The 16,455-nt window shown below is 42.3% G+C and carries 17 protein-coding genes and 1 riboswitch; of the genes, 9 read left to right on the plus strand and 8 right to left on the minus strand.

What is annotated here, in order from left to right; all coding sequences use genetic code 11:
* Positions 1 to 45: 45 nt before the first annotated feature.
* The 4 genes from NL645_RS21300 to NL645_RS21315 form a co-directional block, all read right to left on the minus strand.
* The gene (locus NL645_RS21300) at positions 46 to 1,176 is read right to left on the minus strand and encodes a hypothetical protein (RefSeq protein ID WP_031780359.1); all 1,131 of its coding nucleotides are present in this window, start codon (positions 1,174 to 1,176) and stop codon (positions 46 to 48) included.
* Between the two features lies 1 nt (position 1,177).
* On the minus strand, positions 1,178 to 2,605 hold the full coding sequence (locus NL645_RS21305; protein WP_253652358.1) for a DUF6844 domain-containing protein: 1,428 nt from the start codon (positions 2,603 to 2,605) through the stop codon (positions 1,178 to 1,180).
* Positions 2,606 to 2,671: 66 nt separating this feature from the next.
* The gene (lpoB, locus tag NL645_RS21310) at positions 2,672 to 3,274 is read right to left on the minus strand and encodes a penicillin-binding protein activator LpoB (protein WP_005393740.1); all 603 of its coding nucleotides are present in this window, start codon (positions 3,272 to 3,274) and stop codon (positions 2,672 to 2,674) included.
* Between the two features lie 8 nt (positions 3,275 to 3,282).
* Positions 3,283 to 4,665: a COG3014 family protein gene (locus tag NL645_RS21315; RefSeq protein WP_025575954.1), complete on the minus strand. Its 1,383-nt coding sequence runs from the start codon at positions 4,663 to 4,665 to the stop codon at positions 3,283 to 3,285.
* Positions 4,666 to 5,008: 343 nt separating this feature from the next.
* Between NL645_RS21315 and radC the strand changes: the two genes are divergently transcribed.
* The 3 genes from radC to NL645_RS21330 are packed head-to-tail and all read left to right on the plus strand — an operon-like array spanning position 5,009 to position 6,392.
* Positions 5,009 to 5,476, plus strand: coding sequence for a DNA repair protein RadC (gene radC / locus NL645_RS21320; RefSeq protein ID WP_025575953.1), 468 nt, complete (start codon positions 5,009 to 5,011; stop codon positions 5,474 to 5,476).
* Positions 5,473 to 5,922, plus strand: a complete 450-nt coding sequence (locus NL645_RS21325) for a DUF2787 family protein (protein ID WP_253652359.1) — start codon at positions 5,473 to 5,475, stop codon at positions 5,920 to 5,922. Before radC ends, NL645_RS21325 begins: the two co-directional genes overlap by 4 nt.
* A 38-nt stretch (positions 5,923 to 5,960) precedes the next feature.
* Complete coding sequence (locus NL645_RS21330; protein WP_140279178.1) at positions 5,961 to 6,392, plus strand: DUF2787 domain-containing protein; 432 nt, start codon at positions 5,961 to 5,963, stop codon at positions 6,390 to 6,392.
* 58 nt (positions 6,393 to 6,450) lie between these two features.
* Here the strand turns inward: NL645_RS21330 and NL645_RS21335 are convergent, their stop codons facing one another.
* Positions 6,451 to 6,660: an AlpA family transcriptional regulator gene (locus NL645_RS21335; RefSeq protein WP_213905050.1), complete on the minus strand. Its 210-nt coding sequence runs from the start codon at positions 6,658 to 6,660 to the stop codon at positions 6,451 to 6,453.
* Positions 6,661 to 6,737: 77 nt separating this feature from the next.
* Between NL645_RS21335 and NL645_RS21340 the strand changes: the two genes are divergently transcribed.
* Together NL645_RS21340 and NL645_RS21345 are read left to right on the plus strand one after the other, a co-directional pair.
* Positions 6,738 to 7,727 (plus strand): GTPase family protein, encoded by a 990-nt coding sequence (locus NL645_RS21340; RefSeq protein WP_253652360.1) that lies wholly within the window; start codon positions 6,738 to 6,740, stop codon positions 7,725 to 7,727.
* 110 nt (positions 7,728 to 7,837) lie between these two features.
* A complete protein-coding gene (locus tag NL645_RS21345; protein WP_253652361.1) occupies positions 7,838 to 8,284 on the plus strand; it encodes a hypothetical protein in 447 nt (148 codons plus the stop codon).
* 39 nt (positions 8,285 to 8,323) lie between these two features.
* Here NL645_RS21345 and NL645_RS21350 read toward each other — a convergent pair whose 3' ends face one another.
* Positions 8,324 to 8,965: an inovirus Gp2 family protein gene (locus NL645_RS21350; protein ID WP_253652362.1), complete on the minus strand. Its 642-nt coding sequence runs from the start codon at positions 8,963 to 8,965 to the stop codon at positions 8,324 to 8,326.
* Between the two features lie 445 nt (positions 8,966 to 9,410).
* Between NL645_RS21350 and NL645_RS21355 the strand changes: the two genes are divergently transcribed.
* Entirely contained in the window at positions 9,411 to 10,346 is a 936-nt protein-coding gene (locus NL645_RS21355; protein ID WP_253652363.1) for a hypothetical protein, read from the plus strand.
* 210 nt (positions 10,347 to 10,556) lie between these two features.
* Here NL645_RS21355 and trmA read toward each other — a convergent pair whose 3' ends face one another.
* Positions 10,557 to 11,666: a tRNA (uridine(54)-C5)-methyltransferase TrmA gene (gene trmA, locus NL645_RS21360; protein ID WP_205391035.1), complete on the minus strand. Its 1,110-nt coding sequence runs from the start codon at positions 11,664 to 11,666 to the stop codon at positions 10,557 to 10,559.
* A 184-nt stretch (positions 11,667 to 11,850) separates the two neighbouring features.
* Positions 11,851 to 12,051: riboswitch (cobalamin riboswitch) on the plus strand.
* 55 nt (positions 12,052 to 12,106) lie between these two features.
* On the opposite strand from trmA, the gene btuB reads away from it, so the two are divergent.
* Genes btuB through murI form a run of 3 tightly spaced genes read left to right on the plus strand, consistent with a single transcriptional unit; the run spans position 12,107 to position 15,529 of the window.
* On the plus strand, positions 12,107 to 13,942 hold the full coding sequence (btuB, locus tag NL645_RS21365) for a TonB-dependent vitamin B12 receptor (RefSeq protein ID WP_253652364.1): 1,836 nt from the start codon (positions 12,107 to 12,109) through the stop codon (positions 13,940 to 13,942).
* Positions 13,943 to 14,001: 59 nt separating this feature from the next.
* Positions 14,002 to 14,685, plus strand: coding sequence for an adenine nucleotide alpha hydrolase (locus tag NL645_RS21370; protein WP_253652365.1), 684 nt, complete (start codon positions 14,002 to 14,004; stop codon positions 14,683 to 14,685).
* A 40-nt stretch (positions 14,686 to 14,725) separates the two neighbouring features.
* Positions 14,726 to 15,529 (plus strand): glutamate racemase, encoded by an 804-nt coding sequence (gene murI / locus NL645_RS21375; RefSeq protein ID WP_005393707.1) that lies wholly within the window; start codon positions 14,726 to 14,728, stop codon positions 15,527 to 15,529.
* Here the strand turns inward: murI and NL645_RS21380 are convergent.
* Positions 15,492 to 15,947, minus strand: coding sequence for an RNA-binding protein (locus tag NL645_RS21380; RefSeq protein WP_203346836.1), 456 nt, complete (start codon positions 15,945 to 15,947; stop codon positions 15,492 to 15,494). The two genes, murI and NL645_RS21380, sit on opposite strands and share 38 nt — an antisense overlap.
* Between the last annotated feature and the right edge of the window lie 508 nt (positions 15,948 to 16,455).

The raw sequence follows: 16,455 nt of genomic DNA on the forward strand, positions 1-16,455 counted from the left end.
TATCATCCCACTTTCTGCTGAATATTATTTATAGTGTGTTTGTATTTAGAGAATGATCCCAGTAGTTTTCTTTTCCTCTTTAGGCTTAACGACTTTTGGCTTCGCATGTTCTGTATGCTTTCGTTTTGACTTCGTATAAGCGGACTTACGTGCAATACTATGATTTTCGATTTCTGCAATATTTCCTTTTACTACTTTTGCATAGGCAAACTTAGGTAATACTTTGGTCACTTCAATGGTCGCAACTTTGATTTCATCGTGGCCTAAACTCTCTTTTGTCACTGGATCGATAAATTTTTCACCCAAATTGAAGACATCAAAGTATTGTCCTTGCTTAACTGTATTGCCGCCCGAGTTCAAAACTAAAGAGCCATTATCGCCAACTAAAACCACTAACGGATAAATGTTATCTTTTAGTTGGTTAAATATTTTTTTCGAAGCAATATCAACCAGAAGATTCAAATTGTTTCTACTTGAAGTGGTTGGAATAGTTGCTGACCATTTCACTTGATTATTGACAACATCGAGAATTTGAAATTTTACCAAAACTTTAGAGCTATAGTAGGTTTTCACATCTTTAATGCTTTCCCCTGTGAGCTCTACGGTACGTGAATTATCGACGACACTTTTGTTAGTGTTAGCAGTAACAACCTGACCAGTTACAAAATACTGTAACGTTGGATCGAGTCTGTCATATAGTACTTTGAACTTTCGGTCTTGCACCAAAAGTTCTTCGACTTTTTTGCCAATAATAGTGCCTTTTGGGCCAGAAAAACTACCAACAGCGATTGTTCTTCTTTTGGCATTTTGATCTTTTATTTTCTCTCTAGGGTCAACCTCAACCTTAACCTCTAACTTTACCTCACAGCCATAACTTGAACACTTTTCATGTAGCACTTTGTACTTAACGTTCCCTCGCGAGTATGTTGCAGTACCATCTGCCATAGAGTCGTTTAACTGTTTTGTCTTTCCGTTGTTAATTGATGTAAGGAGTGAAGTGCGGGCACTTTCAATAGATACACCTGAGACCTGTTCTACCGCACGCCTTAAACTGACATCAATAGCCTGATCTAATGTTTCTCCTTGCCCATTTGTTATAACTTTCTCATAACTTGCAGCACTAGATAAACATGAGAATAAGCTTGCTGCGCAAAGTAGTATAAGCCTTTTATTCATGTTAAAAATCCGCCACATCAAACATATCTTCCGATTCAGCCGAGTTAATGTTATCAGAGAGAGTTTCTGCTCCCAGGGCTTCTTGCTCCAGCTTTTCAGCACTCATTCCACTTGCCATATTTTTTGCACTCACAATCTTCTTGGGATGCCAAACGAGTACCGTCCCCACCATTTCATGCCCCATCACAGGGTGCTTACGACGCCATTCAAACTCAGTACTTACACCAGTCATATTTTGTACACTCGATGTCATTGAAGCACTTTGTTGAACGGATTTGATTAATTCATTAGTTAAGCCTGGGGACTTTTTGCGAACAGCACCTGTTATCAAATCGAACTGCTCAGCTTTACTGACACGGTTTTCTTCTGAAGTTGACTCTTGGAAATCACCATTCAGATTATAGGTTTGTGCCAAGCTCGCCCAAGCGTTGTTTGTTGCAAAGCTCTTAGCTGCTTTACGTTCAATTTTTCTTTCCGTTGGTGAGGATGTATAAGTAACGCCTGCTTGACCGTATGAAATCAACATGGGATAGCCGTCGGAGTCATAGCTAACTTGAGTTCCTACCTTCAGATATAGACTGTCTTTTTGGTTATAGAACATATCGTAGATAGATGTCATTTTAGGGTTAGCTTTATCTTTCTGTGGTGTAATTTGACCGCCGGAATCGATCATTGCACGAACTTGATCTCGTTTATTTGCAGACAAAGCAAGTACAACCCCAACTGTTCCTTGACCAGAATCTCTGATTTCCTCATAGGTTTTGATAATCATCATTCCAGCCAAATCACCGTATGAAGACCTTATAGTTTGCTTGATCACTGACTCTTTAAATAGATCGCGCTTGATCGATGGTGGGGCTGCTTCAAACTCTTTTGGATCAATCCCCATTTCTTGTAATTCTGCATCAAGTTTACCTTCCAGCACCGCAACCACTTTATCTAAGAAGCTCGCCATCTGAGAGTCACTCTTAAAATCCTCTTCAGTCGGGGTCGGCAAGCCGCTATTTTTTGTCATGGAGTAAAGCATGTTATTTTCGACACTGGTATTTAGTGTTTGTAAGTATTCTTTTTGCGCCTCTAATACGGCCTTATCTAATGCTGCTACTCGAAACTCTGCCCATCGAGGGTCATTGCGCTCTGCCATGATTTCAGCAGAACCAGAATAAATAAATACACTATGTTGCTTACCCTGTTTATATAAGGTGCGTTTTACGTTTGCCACATAAGCATCAAGCTTTTCATCAATGGCATCAGTGGTATCAACATCGTTTTGAACTTGGACCACATCTTTATCGGTTTGTTTGCCCGCAGCCTCTTCTGTTATTTCTGCTACCGTTGTTGTATCTACTAAATTACCTTCTTGAGATGCATGTATTGGTAATGACAAGCCAGCGATTGCCATTGCTGTAAGTAATTGGTTTAATTTCATTTTTAATCACCTAACCCTCTAACTAAAAGTAATGGGCAGCTTTCACTGCCCATCATTTGACGCTACCTACCAGCTCACACTTGAGCCATCCGCTACCTTGCCGACTACTCGCTCTCCTTCCCAATACGCTAAACCATTTTCTATATTGGTTAGTGACATTTGGAAATAGTACTCAATTCGTGTATCTCCGTTATCTAGAGTTGAGTCTCGCTGAAGGATTTTGCCTGATAGGCTAAAGTCTGGGGCTAGTACTTGGTTATCTCCTTTGACACTTGCCTGTTTGACCATTTTGGAATTTTTTAAATCACGCATTTTTTTTGTGGCATCGTCCTCACCGAATGCAGTTGTTACTAAGAATTTTCCTGATTGAAGTAACTTTACTCTTAAAGATTTGGTTAGCTGATCAGTGTCTAAGCGCTGCATAGTGTCATTCTCAATGCCACTTACATAAATAATGTATCGACCACCAACATCTGCTTGAGGGTGAGTCATCAATTTATTAGAAATAATGTCATCAGCCATTTCATTTGCTGCTTTCGAGAAATCAGCGTAAGAGAGGGCTGCTACCACATTTGTCGTTGTATCAGCAGCATCAATATAAGATGTGGTTGTTTTACAACCAACCAAGCTCATCGCAGCTACAACAGCTGCAATTGTCAATTTTTTCATGTTTATCCTTAAATATTTACGACTTTTACGGATGGTTCTATTAATGGAGAGACCGCTTTCACGTAGATGATGTGTTTGTTAGATTCTGTACTAAGCTCAACTGGAATAGTGAAAGATCCTGCCTTTATTTCAACTGTATTGTGTTTGGCTTTGATTCGAGTTGCTTGATATTCACTCGGTAGGGCTGAGAAAGTTCGAATATCAGCACCAGTAGTCACCATTTGTAAAATGGCTAATGCATCACCAAGTAAAGCGTTTTCATCTTTAACTTGTTTTTGAGCGATGGTTTTTAATGTTACTCGGGTGATTTCACGAGCTAAAATATATGGAAACTCCTGATCGAATTCGGCACTAATTATCTTATCCATATCTGCAATAGTGCTGGTCTTTGAACCATTAATTGTAATGCTGTCAAATGTTGTACCGCGTTTTTTCAAGGTAGGAATTGCGATACCAGCATAAGATACATTGTTAGACAGTAAGAAAATTGGCAGATCAATTCGACGCTCTTCTTTCACTGGCGATTTGCCATTTTCAAAAATCACCCAAACTTGATCTTTTAGCTTAGATTGGCTTGGATTTTTAACCATACTACGTGCCAATTGATAGTCCGCTTTGGCAGCAGGTGAACCAGTAAGAGAGTGTACACGCTTGAAAGAGTTAGCAGCTTTTTCAAAGTCTGACTTAGATTTACCTGTGATGAGTAAATGAAGACCGTAAGAGTATGTCGTAAAAGGGTTTACGTAGCCTTCATAAGGTTTCCATTGGCCTTGCTCAATACCTGCTTTTTTTAGTGTATTTTGTGTCAAATCCGATTCTATGGTCTGCTTTACCAAAGCGCTTGACTCACCAGCTTCAGACTCCAGTTCTTCACTTCGCTCCTTAATGATATCTGCAAAATGTTGAGCTGCTCTACGCTGTCGCTCTTCTGCTCTATTTAGTTCAACGCGAGCATTTTGATAGTCATGAAGTGATATAAAATTCCATGCTTTAATGGTATTTGTCATGATGCCGTCGTAATGCGCTTGTTCGTAAGCCAACATGGCGTCATTTCCAACCATTGAACCAATAAGCTCAACTCCCTCAGAAGCAGTACTTTCCGTATCTTCTTCTTTCATCATTGTTTCTGTTTCATCAAGCAGCTTGGTGGATAATTCGTATTCACCTGCATAGTTCAAGCTTGCACCAGCTTGCAATGTCCATAGTAGGTCGCTTGTTTCACCTGAATCGTTATCGTAGCCAGCATGTTCTAAGGCTACTTGAGATGCTCCCGAAAAGTCACCAGAATCAAGTTTTGAATTGAAGCTATCGAAGTCGTTTCTCTGCATCATACTTGTACAGCCTGACAACATAACCACACTGATCGCACTGCTAATTAGTTTTATATTCATTGATTTTATTGTTATCTAAATGATTGATTTTTTGAACTAGAATCACCTTATACTCACAAATAGCACTGCAATCAAGCTCTTAATGTGTGGTTAATTAACACTTTTAGTATTATCCGATTATTGAATGCTATTTATTTGATTTATGTCATTAGGCTCACATGCGTCTCTTGTCTTTGAAAGTTGAGTGTATCTACTAAACGTAAGCGAATATCGATTGTTATCAGTAGGGAAGCTCTTCTTATCTCAATTGGACCATTTCATTATGTGTAGTAGTAATGAAAGGAATTTCAGATAGATATTATCTTCGTGTATATCCCAACGGTTTCATTTTTAGGAGCTTTTTATGCACGAAAACAACTACTATTTTGATGGTCCTGTTACAGCAGATAAGGTGCTCGACGCTGCCGCTGAAATCCTTGCTACACGGGCCCTCCGAGGCGAACAATATTGCAATCCCGAAGCAACAAAAACCTATTTATCTTGCAAATTAAAACACCATGAAAGAGAGGTGTTTGCGGTGATGTTTCTAGATAATCAGCATCGCCTTATTGCTTTTGAAGAGCTCTTCTTTGGCACAATTGATTCGGCAAGTGTTTATCCCCGAGAAGTCCTCAAAGCGGCTTTAAAAGTCAATGCCGCCGCACTCATCTTTGCTCACAATCACCCTTCTGGCGATGCCACACCTTCCCAAGCCGATAAACAAATTACGCAAAGGCTCAAAGAGGCTTTAGCGCTGGTGGACATTCGAGTTCTTGATCATATCGTGGTTGGCGATAGTGCCATCTCTTTTGCAGAAAGGGGGCTACTATGATCCAGAAAACATCGGGTGAACTGGAATTGCAGGATAGCTTTCATCAAGCATTGCTTCTGGTAATCCAACGTTATTCGATTCCTCCACAAGCTCAACGTATGGTCCTGAACTGTCGACAAAGACGCTATTACCAGACGGGGCAGGGGCTTCATCCCATTGAAATACAATTTCGTCGGACATCGGCCAGCGAAGATTGGCAGGTCGTCTGTTTAGCGAGTTTTTCTTATTCGGAAAACAAACCGAGTGAGATTGAGCCTGAACTCTACTTTCATCTCTTCAATCTTTGGTGTTATCAACCAGATAGCGGTGCTGCAAGTCTTGCAGACCCGCAAGTGAAAGCGCTGTTAGATACTTGGCTGAACGCGCTCTCTCGACACCTTACTCAGCCTCTCTTTGATGACATTCAGTTATCGATGATTCAAACCTTCGATGAACACCATTCATGATCACATTCTAACCTCGGTCACTTTTAGGAGATCTAACCATGTCTATACTGCATTTTACGCCGTCAGCTCTTGCTGTTTCTAATAAGCTTTTGACGTTATTAAACCAACATTGTCATGCCTCGATGAAATCAACACAGTCCACCAGCCATGCCCTCTCTATCCATTTTCGAGACAAAAGCTATAGCGCGGAAGAGGGGGGATATCATCCGGTTGAGATTGGCCTCAACATTGTGAATGGTAAAACGGTTGATATTCTCTACATTACCGATTTTGCGTATATGGGGAACTATTATCCGGAGCTAGAGCGATGCATTGATTTTGATTTTGGCAATCAAGTCGCTTTTACCGTCGCCACTGGATGGCAAAGCATTCGCTCTCCAGGCATCGATGAGCTGTATCAAATGTGGGAGCAAAACTTTCTTCAGTACGTCGAATGGGAGTGTTACGACGACATTCAGATTTCTCATTAACTTTTATCAATCTAGCTAAGCTTTAACCTGCTGCTTTATATCTCCACCAAAGAATCAATCAAACTCCTGGTTGTGGTAATCCCAACTGTTCATCTCGCTCTGTCACTCTTTCTAATATCCAGTCTTGGACCTCGCTTTCTACCCAAGCCACGCTGCGAAAGCCCAGTGATACCGATTTAGGGAACTTACCCTCAGCCATGAGCTTGTACATGTACGCACGGCTCAAACCTGTATTATCCAGCACTTCTTTTAGTCGAATTAGTCTCATTTTTCTGTCCTCATGATTTGTTCGTCATAAGGAGGTAGCTAGTTGTAATTTTTCCGGACGCTAACTAAGGAGCGCCTATGTCCGAACAGCACGATCTTTTCACTACGCTTGAAAGCGAGATACGCCAGGCATCCCTCAATGAACGTACTCGCACCAAGTTACTCGATAACCTCAAACAAATGAGAGCCACCGAGCTCAACATTCTCATTACAGGAGCCACCGGAGCAGGAAAAAGCTCAACGATTAACGCTCTCTTTGACATGAGTGTTGCAGAGGTGGGCATCAGTTGTGAGCCGCACACGCAGGGTGTTACGCAATATCGTCTGAACAACCTCATTCTTTGGGATAGTCCTGGTCTGGGGGATGGCATCGAAGAAGACAAGCGCCATGCCCGCTTATTGAAAAATACGCTGAGAGCGAGAGATGAGCAGAACCGTTTCGTGATTGACCTGGTACTTGTGATTCTTGATGGTGGCTCACGCGATTTAGGCACACCTATCACCTTGATTAATGATGTGCTTATTCCAGCATTAGGCGAAGACGCACAGCACCGTTTAATTATCGCCATTAATCAAGCCGATAATGCGTTAAAAGGAAATCAATCCTGGGACTACGAAAACAATACACCGACACCTGTGTCGAAAACTTATCTTGAAACCATGGTGCGATCGGTTCATCGACGCGTATTACGCGCAACAGGGGTGTATCTAAAGCCCGTCTACTACGTTGCGGGGCACTGTGATGGATTGGCCAAGCAACGGCCCTATAACCTTTCCAAGTTGCTGTATTTGATTGTTGAACGTTTACCAAAAAATAAACGGCTCTTACTGGCGAATCGCACGCTTTCCCCTCGATATGAGAATTGGAAAGACAACGATGCCAGTGATTACAACAAAAAAACCAGCCTTAGTTTGTGGGAGGCAATCTTCGACACGACGACTCAAGGTGCGCAATACGGCGAAGAAATAGGAAGTGTGTTTGGCACGACAGGCAAGCACCTGGGTAAAATTATAGGCGGTGCGCTAGGGGCATGTTTAGGCGGTTTACGCTATCTCTTTGGCTGGTAGATAAGCGCCGCTACGGTTACATCGCTCAAAGCCAATCTCTCTTCGACATTAGTTGTCGCAACCACCTTTTAATATCAACTCATTGAATAACTGTTCAAAGGATACTTCTCATGAAACCAATTGTGCTTACAACAGCACTGTCAGTGCTATTGGCCTTTAATGCGTCTGCTGAAGGCTACAAAGTGGAATACAAAGACATCAATACTCAATGGGGAACCAAAACGAAAATATTTGTGACCTCTCTGTTTGATTTCACCACTATCTACAAAATTGAGGTGAATCGAGGCAACTGCGAAGTTGCCTGGCCAGAGGTACCGAAGCTTACTGTTAACAAGAATAAATACAGCCAATCAGATGAGTTACTGAAAAATCTCAGCAACCCAGATTATAAGAAGCCCTCAAGCAGTAACACAACGAGTGGTGTGGTATGGCATCCATACCCATCTGTTGACTTGGAGTATGGTGACTCAACAGGTTACGTCACTACAACGCGCTGTCGCGTGTTAGAGATTGATATCTACTCTAGTGAAGGGGAGTTCCGCTATACGACAGATTAGATTATAGAAAGGCCGCAGGGGCCTTTCTTTTTTGCCTTGCTAATGACGACTACTATCGAAGTTTCTTCCTCTGTTTCCAAAAAGCTTGCTTTCTAGTTTTGCCAAATAGCTGACACGGTAAAAGGCTTGGTTGTATTGATTGTAAAAGGTCTCTGTATTGTCTCGTCTGTTGATTTCATACGTACCGTTGTTGGGGAAATAAATCGCACGGCTTGCCTGCTCGACCGAAAGGCCGGTTGCACTTGCCCAGGCCTTAGCAATCATCCCCGAAATGTACTCGCCCTTAATGTCATCGTAAGGTCCCACTCCTTTAAAAACATCACCATTCAACAATACAGCTACGTGATAGTGAGGATACGCTGAAGTGACGATCTCTCTGCACCAGATAAATCGAGGATCGGAGTGGCGGTTATGGCTTTTACGTTTTAAGTAAGCACACATAATCGCTTTAAAGGACTCTCGGAACTTAGTGATCTGTTTACCTGTGACATTGGCATTTGAATAACCATCGGGGTAGTGCAAGTCAAATCGAATTAACAACGTTCTAGGGTATTGGCTTAGTGCATAATCGAAAGTTCGTTTTATCGAGGCTAAGTAGCTATCGTCGAGAGGACCGTTATTCGAGTTGCAGCTTAGTAGCATACCGCCGATGTAACGCTTGTCTGTACTGTTGTTGTTCATTTCTATCATTCCTATTGGTTAGTGTTCTCAATAGGTAGATAGGTTGTTGTAATTTATTAGATAAGATTCATATAAATACTATTATTACCGACAGTTTTTTACTCACCTCTTCCAGTCACGTATCTTTGTTCACAAGGCGTCTTGTGGTTTCAAAACTTGCAAAAGTTACTCTGATAAAAACTTCGACTTTGTAGAAGTTTGACTACTGCTATGACGTGCTTTGGGGGGGATAGTATCCACCAAAACTGTGTATTTTTGGTATGAATTCAGCTTACGTTGTCACATAACAAGGACACCTTCGACATTCCTCCACTGGAAAACCATAAAACTCACATCAATTCCCCTATGTGAGCTTGGGTTAGGTTTCAGATTATTTATTTGAAAAATACTATAAAAACATATAAGAAATACTTTAAAATTACATAAAAATTACTAAGTAATAAATATGGAAAATTTAATACAGACATTCAACGTAGAACATGACCCTAGGTTTCTTTTTGATGTTAGTTTTGGGATCACGATAGATAGCAATCAGGATGATATTGATGCTCGAATCATGATTGCCAAAGATGCTGTGAAGAAAGATTCGGAAGGTTGCCTTCAAAGACTGAAAGATAACTTTGTAATTAGAAATATTGCGCTCAGTGAGTATGACTGGATTGATACTCGTGACTACGTATCTTCCTACTTTATATGGTATTGCATGCTTCTAGTGGTTAGGTGTAATAATAAGCAAGATACTAAAGCGAAGAATATCTCAGATTTTGATGTGGTTTTTTCAACAAGTGCTAATGATGCGGTTGTTGGATATGTACCAAAGTTTTCGCCTCATGCTTCAAAGTGGAAAATGCATACAACTATATTCTTGCATTACTTATTTAAAGAAACTGGTATCCAAGATGCATTAAAGCAACAAGAGGCCATGAACGAGATAAAAAACAAATATCTGGACTTTAAGCGTTCTCCTTTCTTCAAGCTAACAAAAGAAGAGAATGAAGATAGAGCTGAATGGACAAAAAATAAGCTAGAAAGCGATGGTGCTTTTCTACCATTTGAGATACCTGCTTCAAACAATACGGCTAACTTATCCTTAGCCATATCCCTTTATCTATGGAGTAGCAGTAGCTTTTTTAAGGCTTCTCTACTTTATGATGAGAAAAATATGAGCAAGAGTGCGTACATTCACAAGATGAATCTTTCATGGAATCAATATAAGCATAGAGAGAAGAACAAGCTTAAAAAGGTTAAGGCCTACAGTTTTGAGATGGAGGAGTCTCTGCAAAAGAAAATTGATCACCTGTCTAAAGCACTTGATATGAAGAAAAACAAACTTATTGAGTATCTCATCGAGCAGGAGTACACCAAGCAAACTAAAAAATAGCCTAGATGTTTTAGTTCTCAGAACGGATTGGTTATGAAAATGAGCGCGTACTGATTTCTGATTTTAGTTATGTCCGAAACAAAAACGCCACGAGCAAAGCTGGTGGCGTTGACATCAAATCCAATCATAGCAATCGAGCATTTTAGATGCTCCCGTACCCCAAGCCGTACCCAGAGTGATTTTTGCTACAATTAAAAGCCGTTTAATCCCTTACTTAATGCGCTCTAGCAGTACGCCTGCTTCCATGTGGTGGGTATAAGGGAATTGGTCAAACAGAGCAAAACGCGTCACGTTGTGTGTTTCGCATAGAATGTCCAAGTTCTCTTTTAGAGTCTCAGGGTTACAAGAGATGTACATGATGCGCTCGTAACCTTGCACCATTTTACAAGTATCGACATCCATCCCAGCACGTGGTGGGTCGACAAAAATCGTGTTGCAGTTGTAGCTCTTCAGATCCACACCTGCATCTTGTAGACGACGGAATTCACGCTTACCTTCGATCGCTTGAGTAAATTCCTCTGCTGATAGACGTAAGATTTGTACGTTATCAATCTTATTGGCGGCGATGTTGTACTGTGCAGATACCACAGATGGCTTCGCTAGCTCAGTTGCTAGGACGCGGTCGAAATTCTGTGCCAAGGCCAGCGAGAAGTTACCGTTACCACAGTAAAGTTCTAGTAGGTCGCCAGTGCTTTCTTGGGTGCAGTCGACCGCCCATTCCAGCATCTTCTCTGCGACTTTGCCGTTCGGCTGAGTGAAGCTGTTCTCAACTTGTTGGTAGATGTAGCTCTGACCATTTACATCGAGCTTCTCGATCACGTAGTCGCGGTCTAGGACAATCTTCATCTTACGAGCACGACCAATGATGTTTAGGTTGAAGCCTTCATCATTTAAGCGCTGTTTAAGGGCTTTCGCGTTTTCAATCCACTCTTCATCAAGTTGGCGATGGTAAAGGAGTGAAACCAGAATCTCACCACTTAGCGTCGATAGGAAATCCACCTGGAACAGTTTACGACGTAACGAGTCGTTGTCTTTCATCGCTTCAACCAATAGCGGCATCAGGTCGTTGATCAGACGGCTTGCTGCAGGAAATTGGTCAACACGGTATTTCTCACGAGTTTCTTGGTTGAACATGATGTAGTAAAGATCTTCGCCTTCATGCCAAACACGGAACTCAGCACGCATGCGGTAATGCTGCTCTGGTGATTCAAACACTTCCAGTTCTGGCATGTTGTATGGCGCGAACATATCCGTGAGACGTTCGACTTTTTCAGCCAGTTGTTCTTGGTAGCGTTGTGGGTTTACATCAAGAGTAGCCATGATCTTACCTTTTATGGTGCATTCAATTTAAGAGCGCAGATTTTATTCAATCTCAATAGGATGTCCAGTTTTGTACTGGAATTGATTTAAAGATAGTGCGTACAGGCAGAGTAGAAAGCAAAATCAATCAAAACGTTACAACTTCTAAGGACAATATTGGCTGGACAAATAATCAATAGCTGAATAATATTTGCCTCAAGTTGGTGCTATCTAGCAATCTAGATGGCTGAAATGGGAATCTGGTGTGAATCCAGAACTGACGCGCAGCGGTAAAAGAGAACGAACGCTCATCAGACACTGCATTAGTTTATGTGGGAAGTCGAGCAAGTAGGCGGTACACCCGTGCTCTTGAGTCCGAATACCTGCCAACAACTGAGCCACAGCACTGGACTGTCATGACGACAGGGCTCGGAAGGAATTACGCGATTTAGGACAATACAATGAGAAAATCCGCACTGGCGATCACTTTGGCATCGCTGCTTTCACCTGTCTCTTGTCTACAGGCCCAAGAAACCTCCACTGACGAAACCATCGTTGTTACTGCAAACCGTTTTGAGCAAGCCGAAAGCCGTACGTTGGCAGATGTCGAAGTGGTTACTCGACAAGACATTGATCGCATTCAAGCGAAAACCCTACCAGATGTGTTGCGCCGTCTTACGGGTATTCAAGTTTCACAAAATGGTGGTCGTGGTCAGTTAGCGTCTTTATTTGTTCGTGGTACCAGTTCCGACCAAGTTCTAGTACTGGTTGATGGCGTACGTTTTGCGCGTGCAGCTAAGGGCGCTGTGGACTTTAACCAAATCCCACTGACTTACGTTCAACGGATTGAGTACGTGCGTGGTGCGCGTGCGTCACTTTATGGTTCAGAAGCGATTGGTGGCGTGATCAACATCATCACCATTGCACGTGCTGACGAAGAAGGAACGAAGTTAAGCGCAGGTTTAGGTAGCTTAGATTACCAAGAATTGAGTGTGGCATCTGGCATTAAAGTCACAGAGAGCGGCCAGCTGAATATCGCGCTTGGTAGTGAAAGTGATGATGGTTATAACGTTCGCCCTGTACCGGGAGTTAATGACGGCGATCGCCATGGCTTTGATACAAAGAATGGTCTGCTAGGTTACGTGCATAACTTCAATGACCAGTGGTCTGTATTTGGTAACCTACGTGCTTACGAAAATGTTTATCAATATGACAGCAGCTACGGCAGTCGCGGTTATTACGAAGCAGAAAAAGACGACCTTTCTGCCACTCTGGGCGGTAAGTATCAGTCTGACAATGTGATGTCAGAACTACAAGTAACGGCACAGAAACAGAAGTCTTGGAACTATGAGCAAGCAAAAGGCAAACACTCAGGTACTGAAGATGAACTTGAGCAGCAAAATGTCCAGTGGACCAACAGTTACTTGCTAAACAACAATACGACGTTGGCTGGTGGTATTGACTGGCGTAATGAGTCTTATAAAGACAAGAGTGCGAATAAAACGTTTGATCGTACCAATGGCGCTCTGTTTGGTATGGCAACAACTAGTATTGATAAAGCAATGCTTGAGGGCAGTGCTCGCTTGGATGATAACGAAGAATACGGTAGTGAGTTCACTTACAGTTTAGCGGCTGGTTACCAGTTTGTGCCAGAGTTTGGGGTTAAAGCTTCTTTTGGTACTGCGTTTAAGGCTCCAAACCTATATCAACAGTATGACCCAACATACGGTGAGAAAGATCTGAAGCCGGAAGAGTCAGATGCTTGGGAACTAGCATTTAGCGGTGATGTACAAGGCGTTTTTTGGTCCGTCACGGGTTATGACTATAAAATCACGAATCTTATCGATTACCATCCAACCACATACAAATATTTGAATGTCGATGGTGAAACACGTATCCAAGGTGTGGAGCTTGTTGCTGAGTTTGATACAGGGATTGTGCAACACCAGTTGAGTGCAGATTACAAAGATGCTGAAGACGATAAAGGGCATCAGTTGCAGCGCCGCGCTAAAGAAATGTATAAGTGGAACGCTTTAGTGAGCTTCGATAAAGTGGACTGGTCGGTTAGCTATCAGTACGTAGGTAAGCGTCCAGATGTGGATTACAGCACTTGGCCTTCACAAGATATCACGCTTTCTTCTTACTCGTTGGTTGATACGGCTGTGACTTACTATCCGAATGAGTCGACCTCTATTAGCGCTCGTATCGATAATCTATTTGATGAAGAGTATGAGATGGCAAAAGGTTACCCTGCCGCTGAGCGAGCGTACTATCTAAACGTTGGCTACGAATTCTAATCGTGAATGAACACAAACCGCCTTCGGGCGGTTTTTAATATTTTGTGGTGGAAAATCGAATGAAGAAACCCAAGCAAGTGGTGATCAGTTGGTCCAGCGGTAAAGATTCGACATTAACGCTTGAGCGCCTTAACGAGAATCCAAATTATCAAGTTGTCGGTTTGTACACGACTTACGTAGGGAAAGAAGTCCCTTTCCAAGCAACTCCGCTTGAGGTTGTACAAATGCAAGCAGACTTACTTGCGCTTCCGCTCATTACTATCGAACTGCCTGAAGTCTTTCCGAGTAACGACATTTATCAATCGACCATCGTTAATGCATTACAAAGTAGTGGTCTGAATATAGAAGCTGTCGCATTTGGCGATATGTTTTGCAATGGCATTGCCGAGTACCGACGCAGCTATATTGAACCTGCTGGCTGGGAGTGCGTCTTTCCGCTATTAGGGGAGAGCAGCGACAAACTAGCGATGGAAATCATAGAGCGTGGTATTCAAACGATGTTGATCACCATCGACGGAAGTGTTCTCCCTCCAGAGTGGTGTGGTCGCTGGTATGACAAAGTCCTAATAGAGTCATTACCAAGTCAAATTGATCCCTGTGGGGAAAATGGTGAATTTCACACATTGGTCACGTCTTCGCCGTCTTTTCAAGGGCATATCGAGCTGACGAAGCGAGATGTAGAATCTGGAGATAGATTCAGCCATCAAAGATACCATGCTAAAGCATTGCCAAAACAAATCTAAGCAGTATGATCGCAACGTTTCTGTTCTTTAGGTAAGGCTCGTGCGAGTAGCAAGTAAGAAAAAAGTCCTAGTTTTTGACTCCGGTGTTGGTGGTCTTTCTGTATTCCAAGAGATACATCGCCTATTGCCGCAGCTTGACTACTTATACTTATTCGATAATCAGGCTTACCCTTATGGTGAACTCGATCAGGCGGTACTCATTTCACGAGTTAACCAACTGGTCTCTTCATTAGTCGAAGAACACCAAGTCGACATTGTTGTCATTGCTTGTAATACGGCAAGCACCATAGTGCTTCCTTCCCTACGCGAAAATTTATCTATTCCCGTTGTTGGTGTTGTCCCTGCGATTAAACCCGCATCGCTTTTGGCATCAAAAGGGGTGGGGCTGATCGCTACTCCGGCGACAGTAACACGCCAATATACTCACGAGTTAATACGAGACTTTGCGCAAGGCAAACCAGTTGAGCTGTTGGGATCAACTCGCTTGGTGGATATGGCCGAAGAGAAGTTGCGAGGCAACAGCGTTTCTCTAGACGAACTGACAAAAATCCTGCTTCCGCTTCGCGATAAAGTAGACGTTGCGGTGCTCGGTTGTACTCACTTCCCTTTAATCAAAGAGGAAATTCATCAAGCTTTGGGTGGGGACGTTACTTTAATTGATTCAGGTGCGGCCATTGCGCGTCGAGTAAAAGCATTACTATTCAGTGATGAAATTGAGGATACGGAAGAGGGAAGTAAGTCGATTTATGCCAGTGCAACTCCTTGGCAGGAAGATGCACTGAACATTTGTTTAAAGAAGCTAGGTTTTAATCCTGTTCTGGTTTACCACCATCCGGGTGTTTAGGATCGTTCGCAATTCTCACTTTTAGCGTTCTCTCCATATATTCCTTTTCATTCAGTTTAGCGATAGCTGGCTTGGCATCTGCCGCAGCCATCACGACAAAACCAAACCCTCTTCTTTTTCCAGTGCGCTTATCTTTCATTAAGCGTACTGCATAGACCTGTCCATATTCAGCAAACAAATCGCGAACGTGACTCTCATTGGCCTTATAAGGAAGGTTGCCGACATACAGAGTTTTAGTTGATGGATCCGAGTCTGTTGATTGAATAGAAGGTGTCTGGCTAGAAAATGAAAATAAAAAAGCAGTAGCGATAACACCAATGAGAAAACTCAAGGCTGGTGGGATGGAGACTTGAGAGAAGACGATTCCCCCAACGACGGCCAGCCCAGCACATAAAATCAGATTTTTTTTAGACGTCATTTTAATTACTACACATAGTGATAAAGAGATCGATTGTCCATTAACAGAATAGACACATGAATCTTACGTATATGGTTGGTGTTTTTCCAACCAATTGCTGTGATATGTCTCAAATGTGACGAAGAAATATGCAAATATCAGGCTTTTGGCTAACTAATGACCTTTTGAAAGTTTTTTTGCAAAAAACGCTTGTACTAATTTCTCAACTCCCTATACTGCGCATCCACCGACACGGAGTGAGACGAAAGTCACACAGCGAGTCGGAAGTGAGAGAAAAAGAAATTTGAAAAAATGCTTGACTCTCTCACGGTGCGGAGTAAGATACGCACCCCTAACGACGAGCAACTAAGTTGCTGGATAAGTTAGAAAAGCTCTTTAAAAATATAAACCTATCAATCTGTGTGGGCACTCGTTGATGATAATCCAATTAGAAACTTCGGTTTCAAATTAGGTTTCAATGAAACGAAGTGACCATTGAATCTTCGGATTCAGCACAGTCAATTCAAAC

This window comes from Vibrio sp. Y51_MX_L26, from assembly GCF_024181935.1.
In the GTDB taxonomy this organism is placed as follows: domain Bacteria; phylum Pseudomonadota; class Gammaproteobacteria; order Enterobacterales; family Vibrionaceae; genus Vibrio; species Vibrio diabolicus.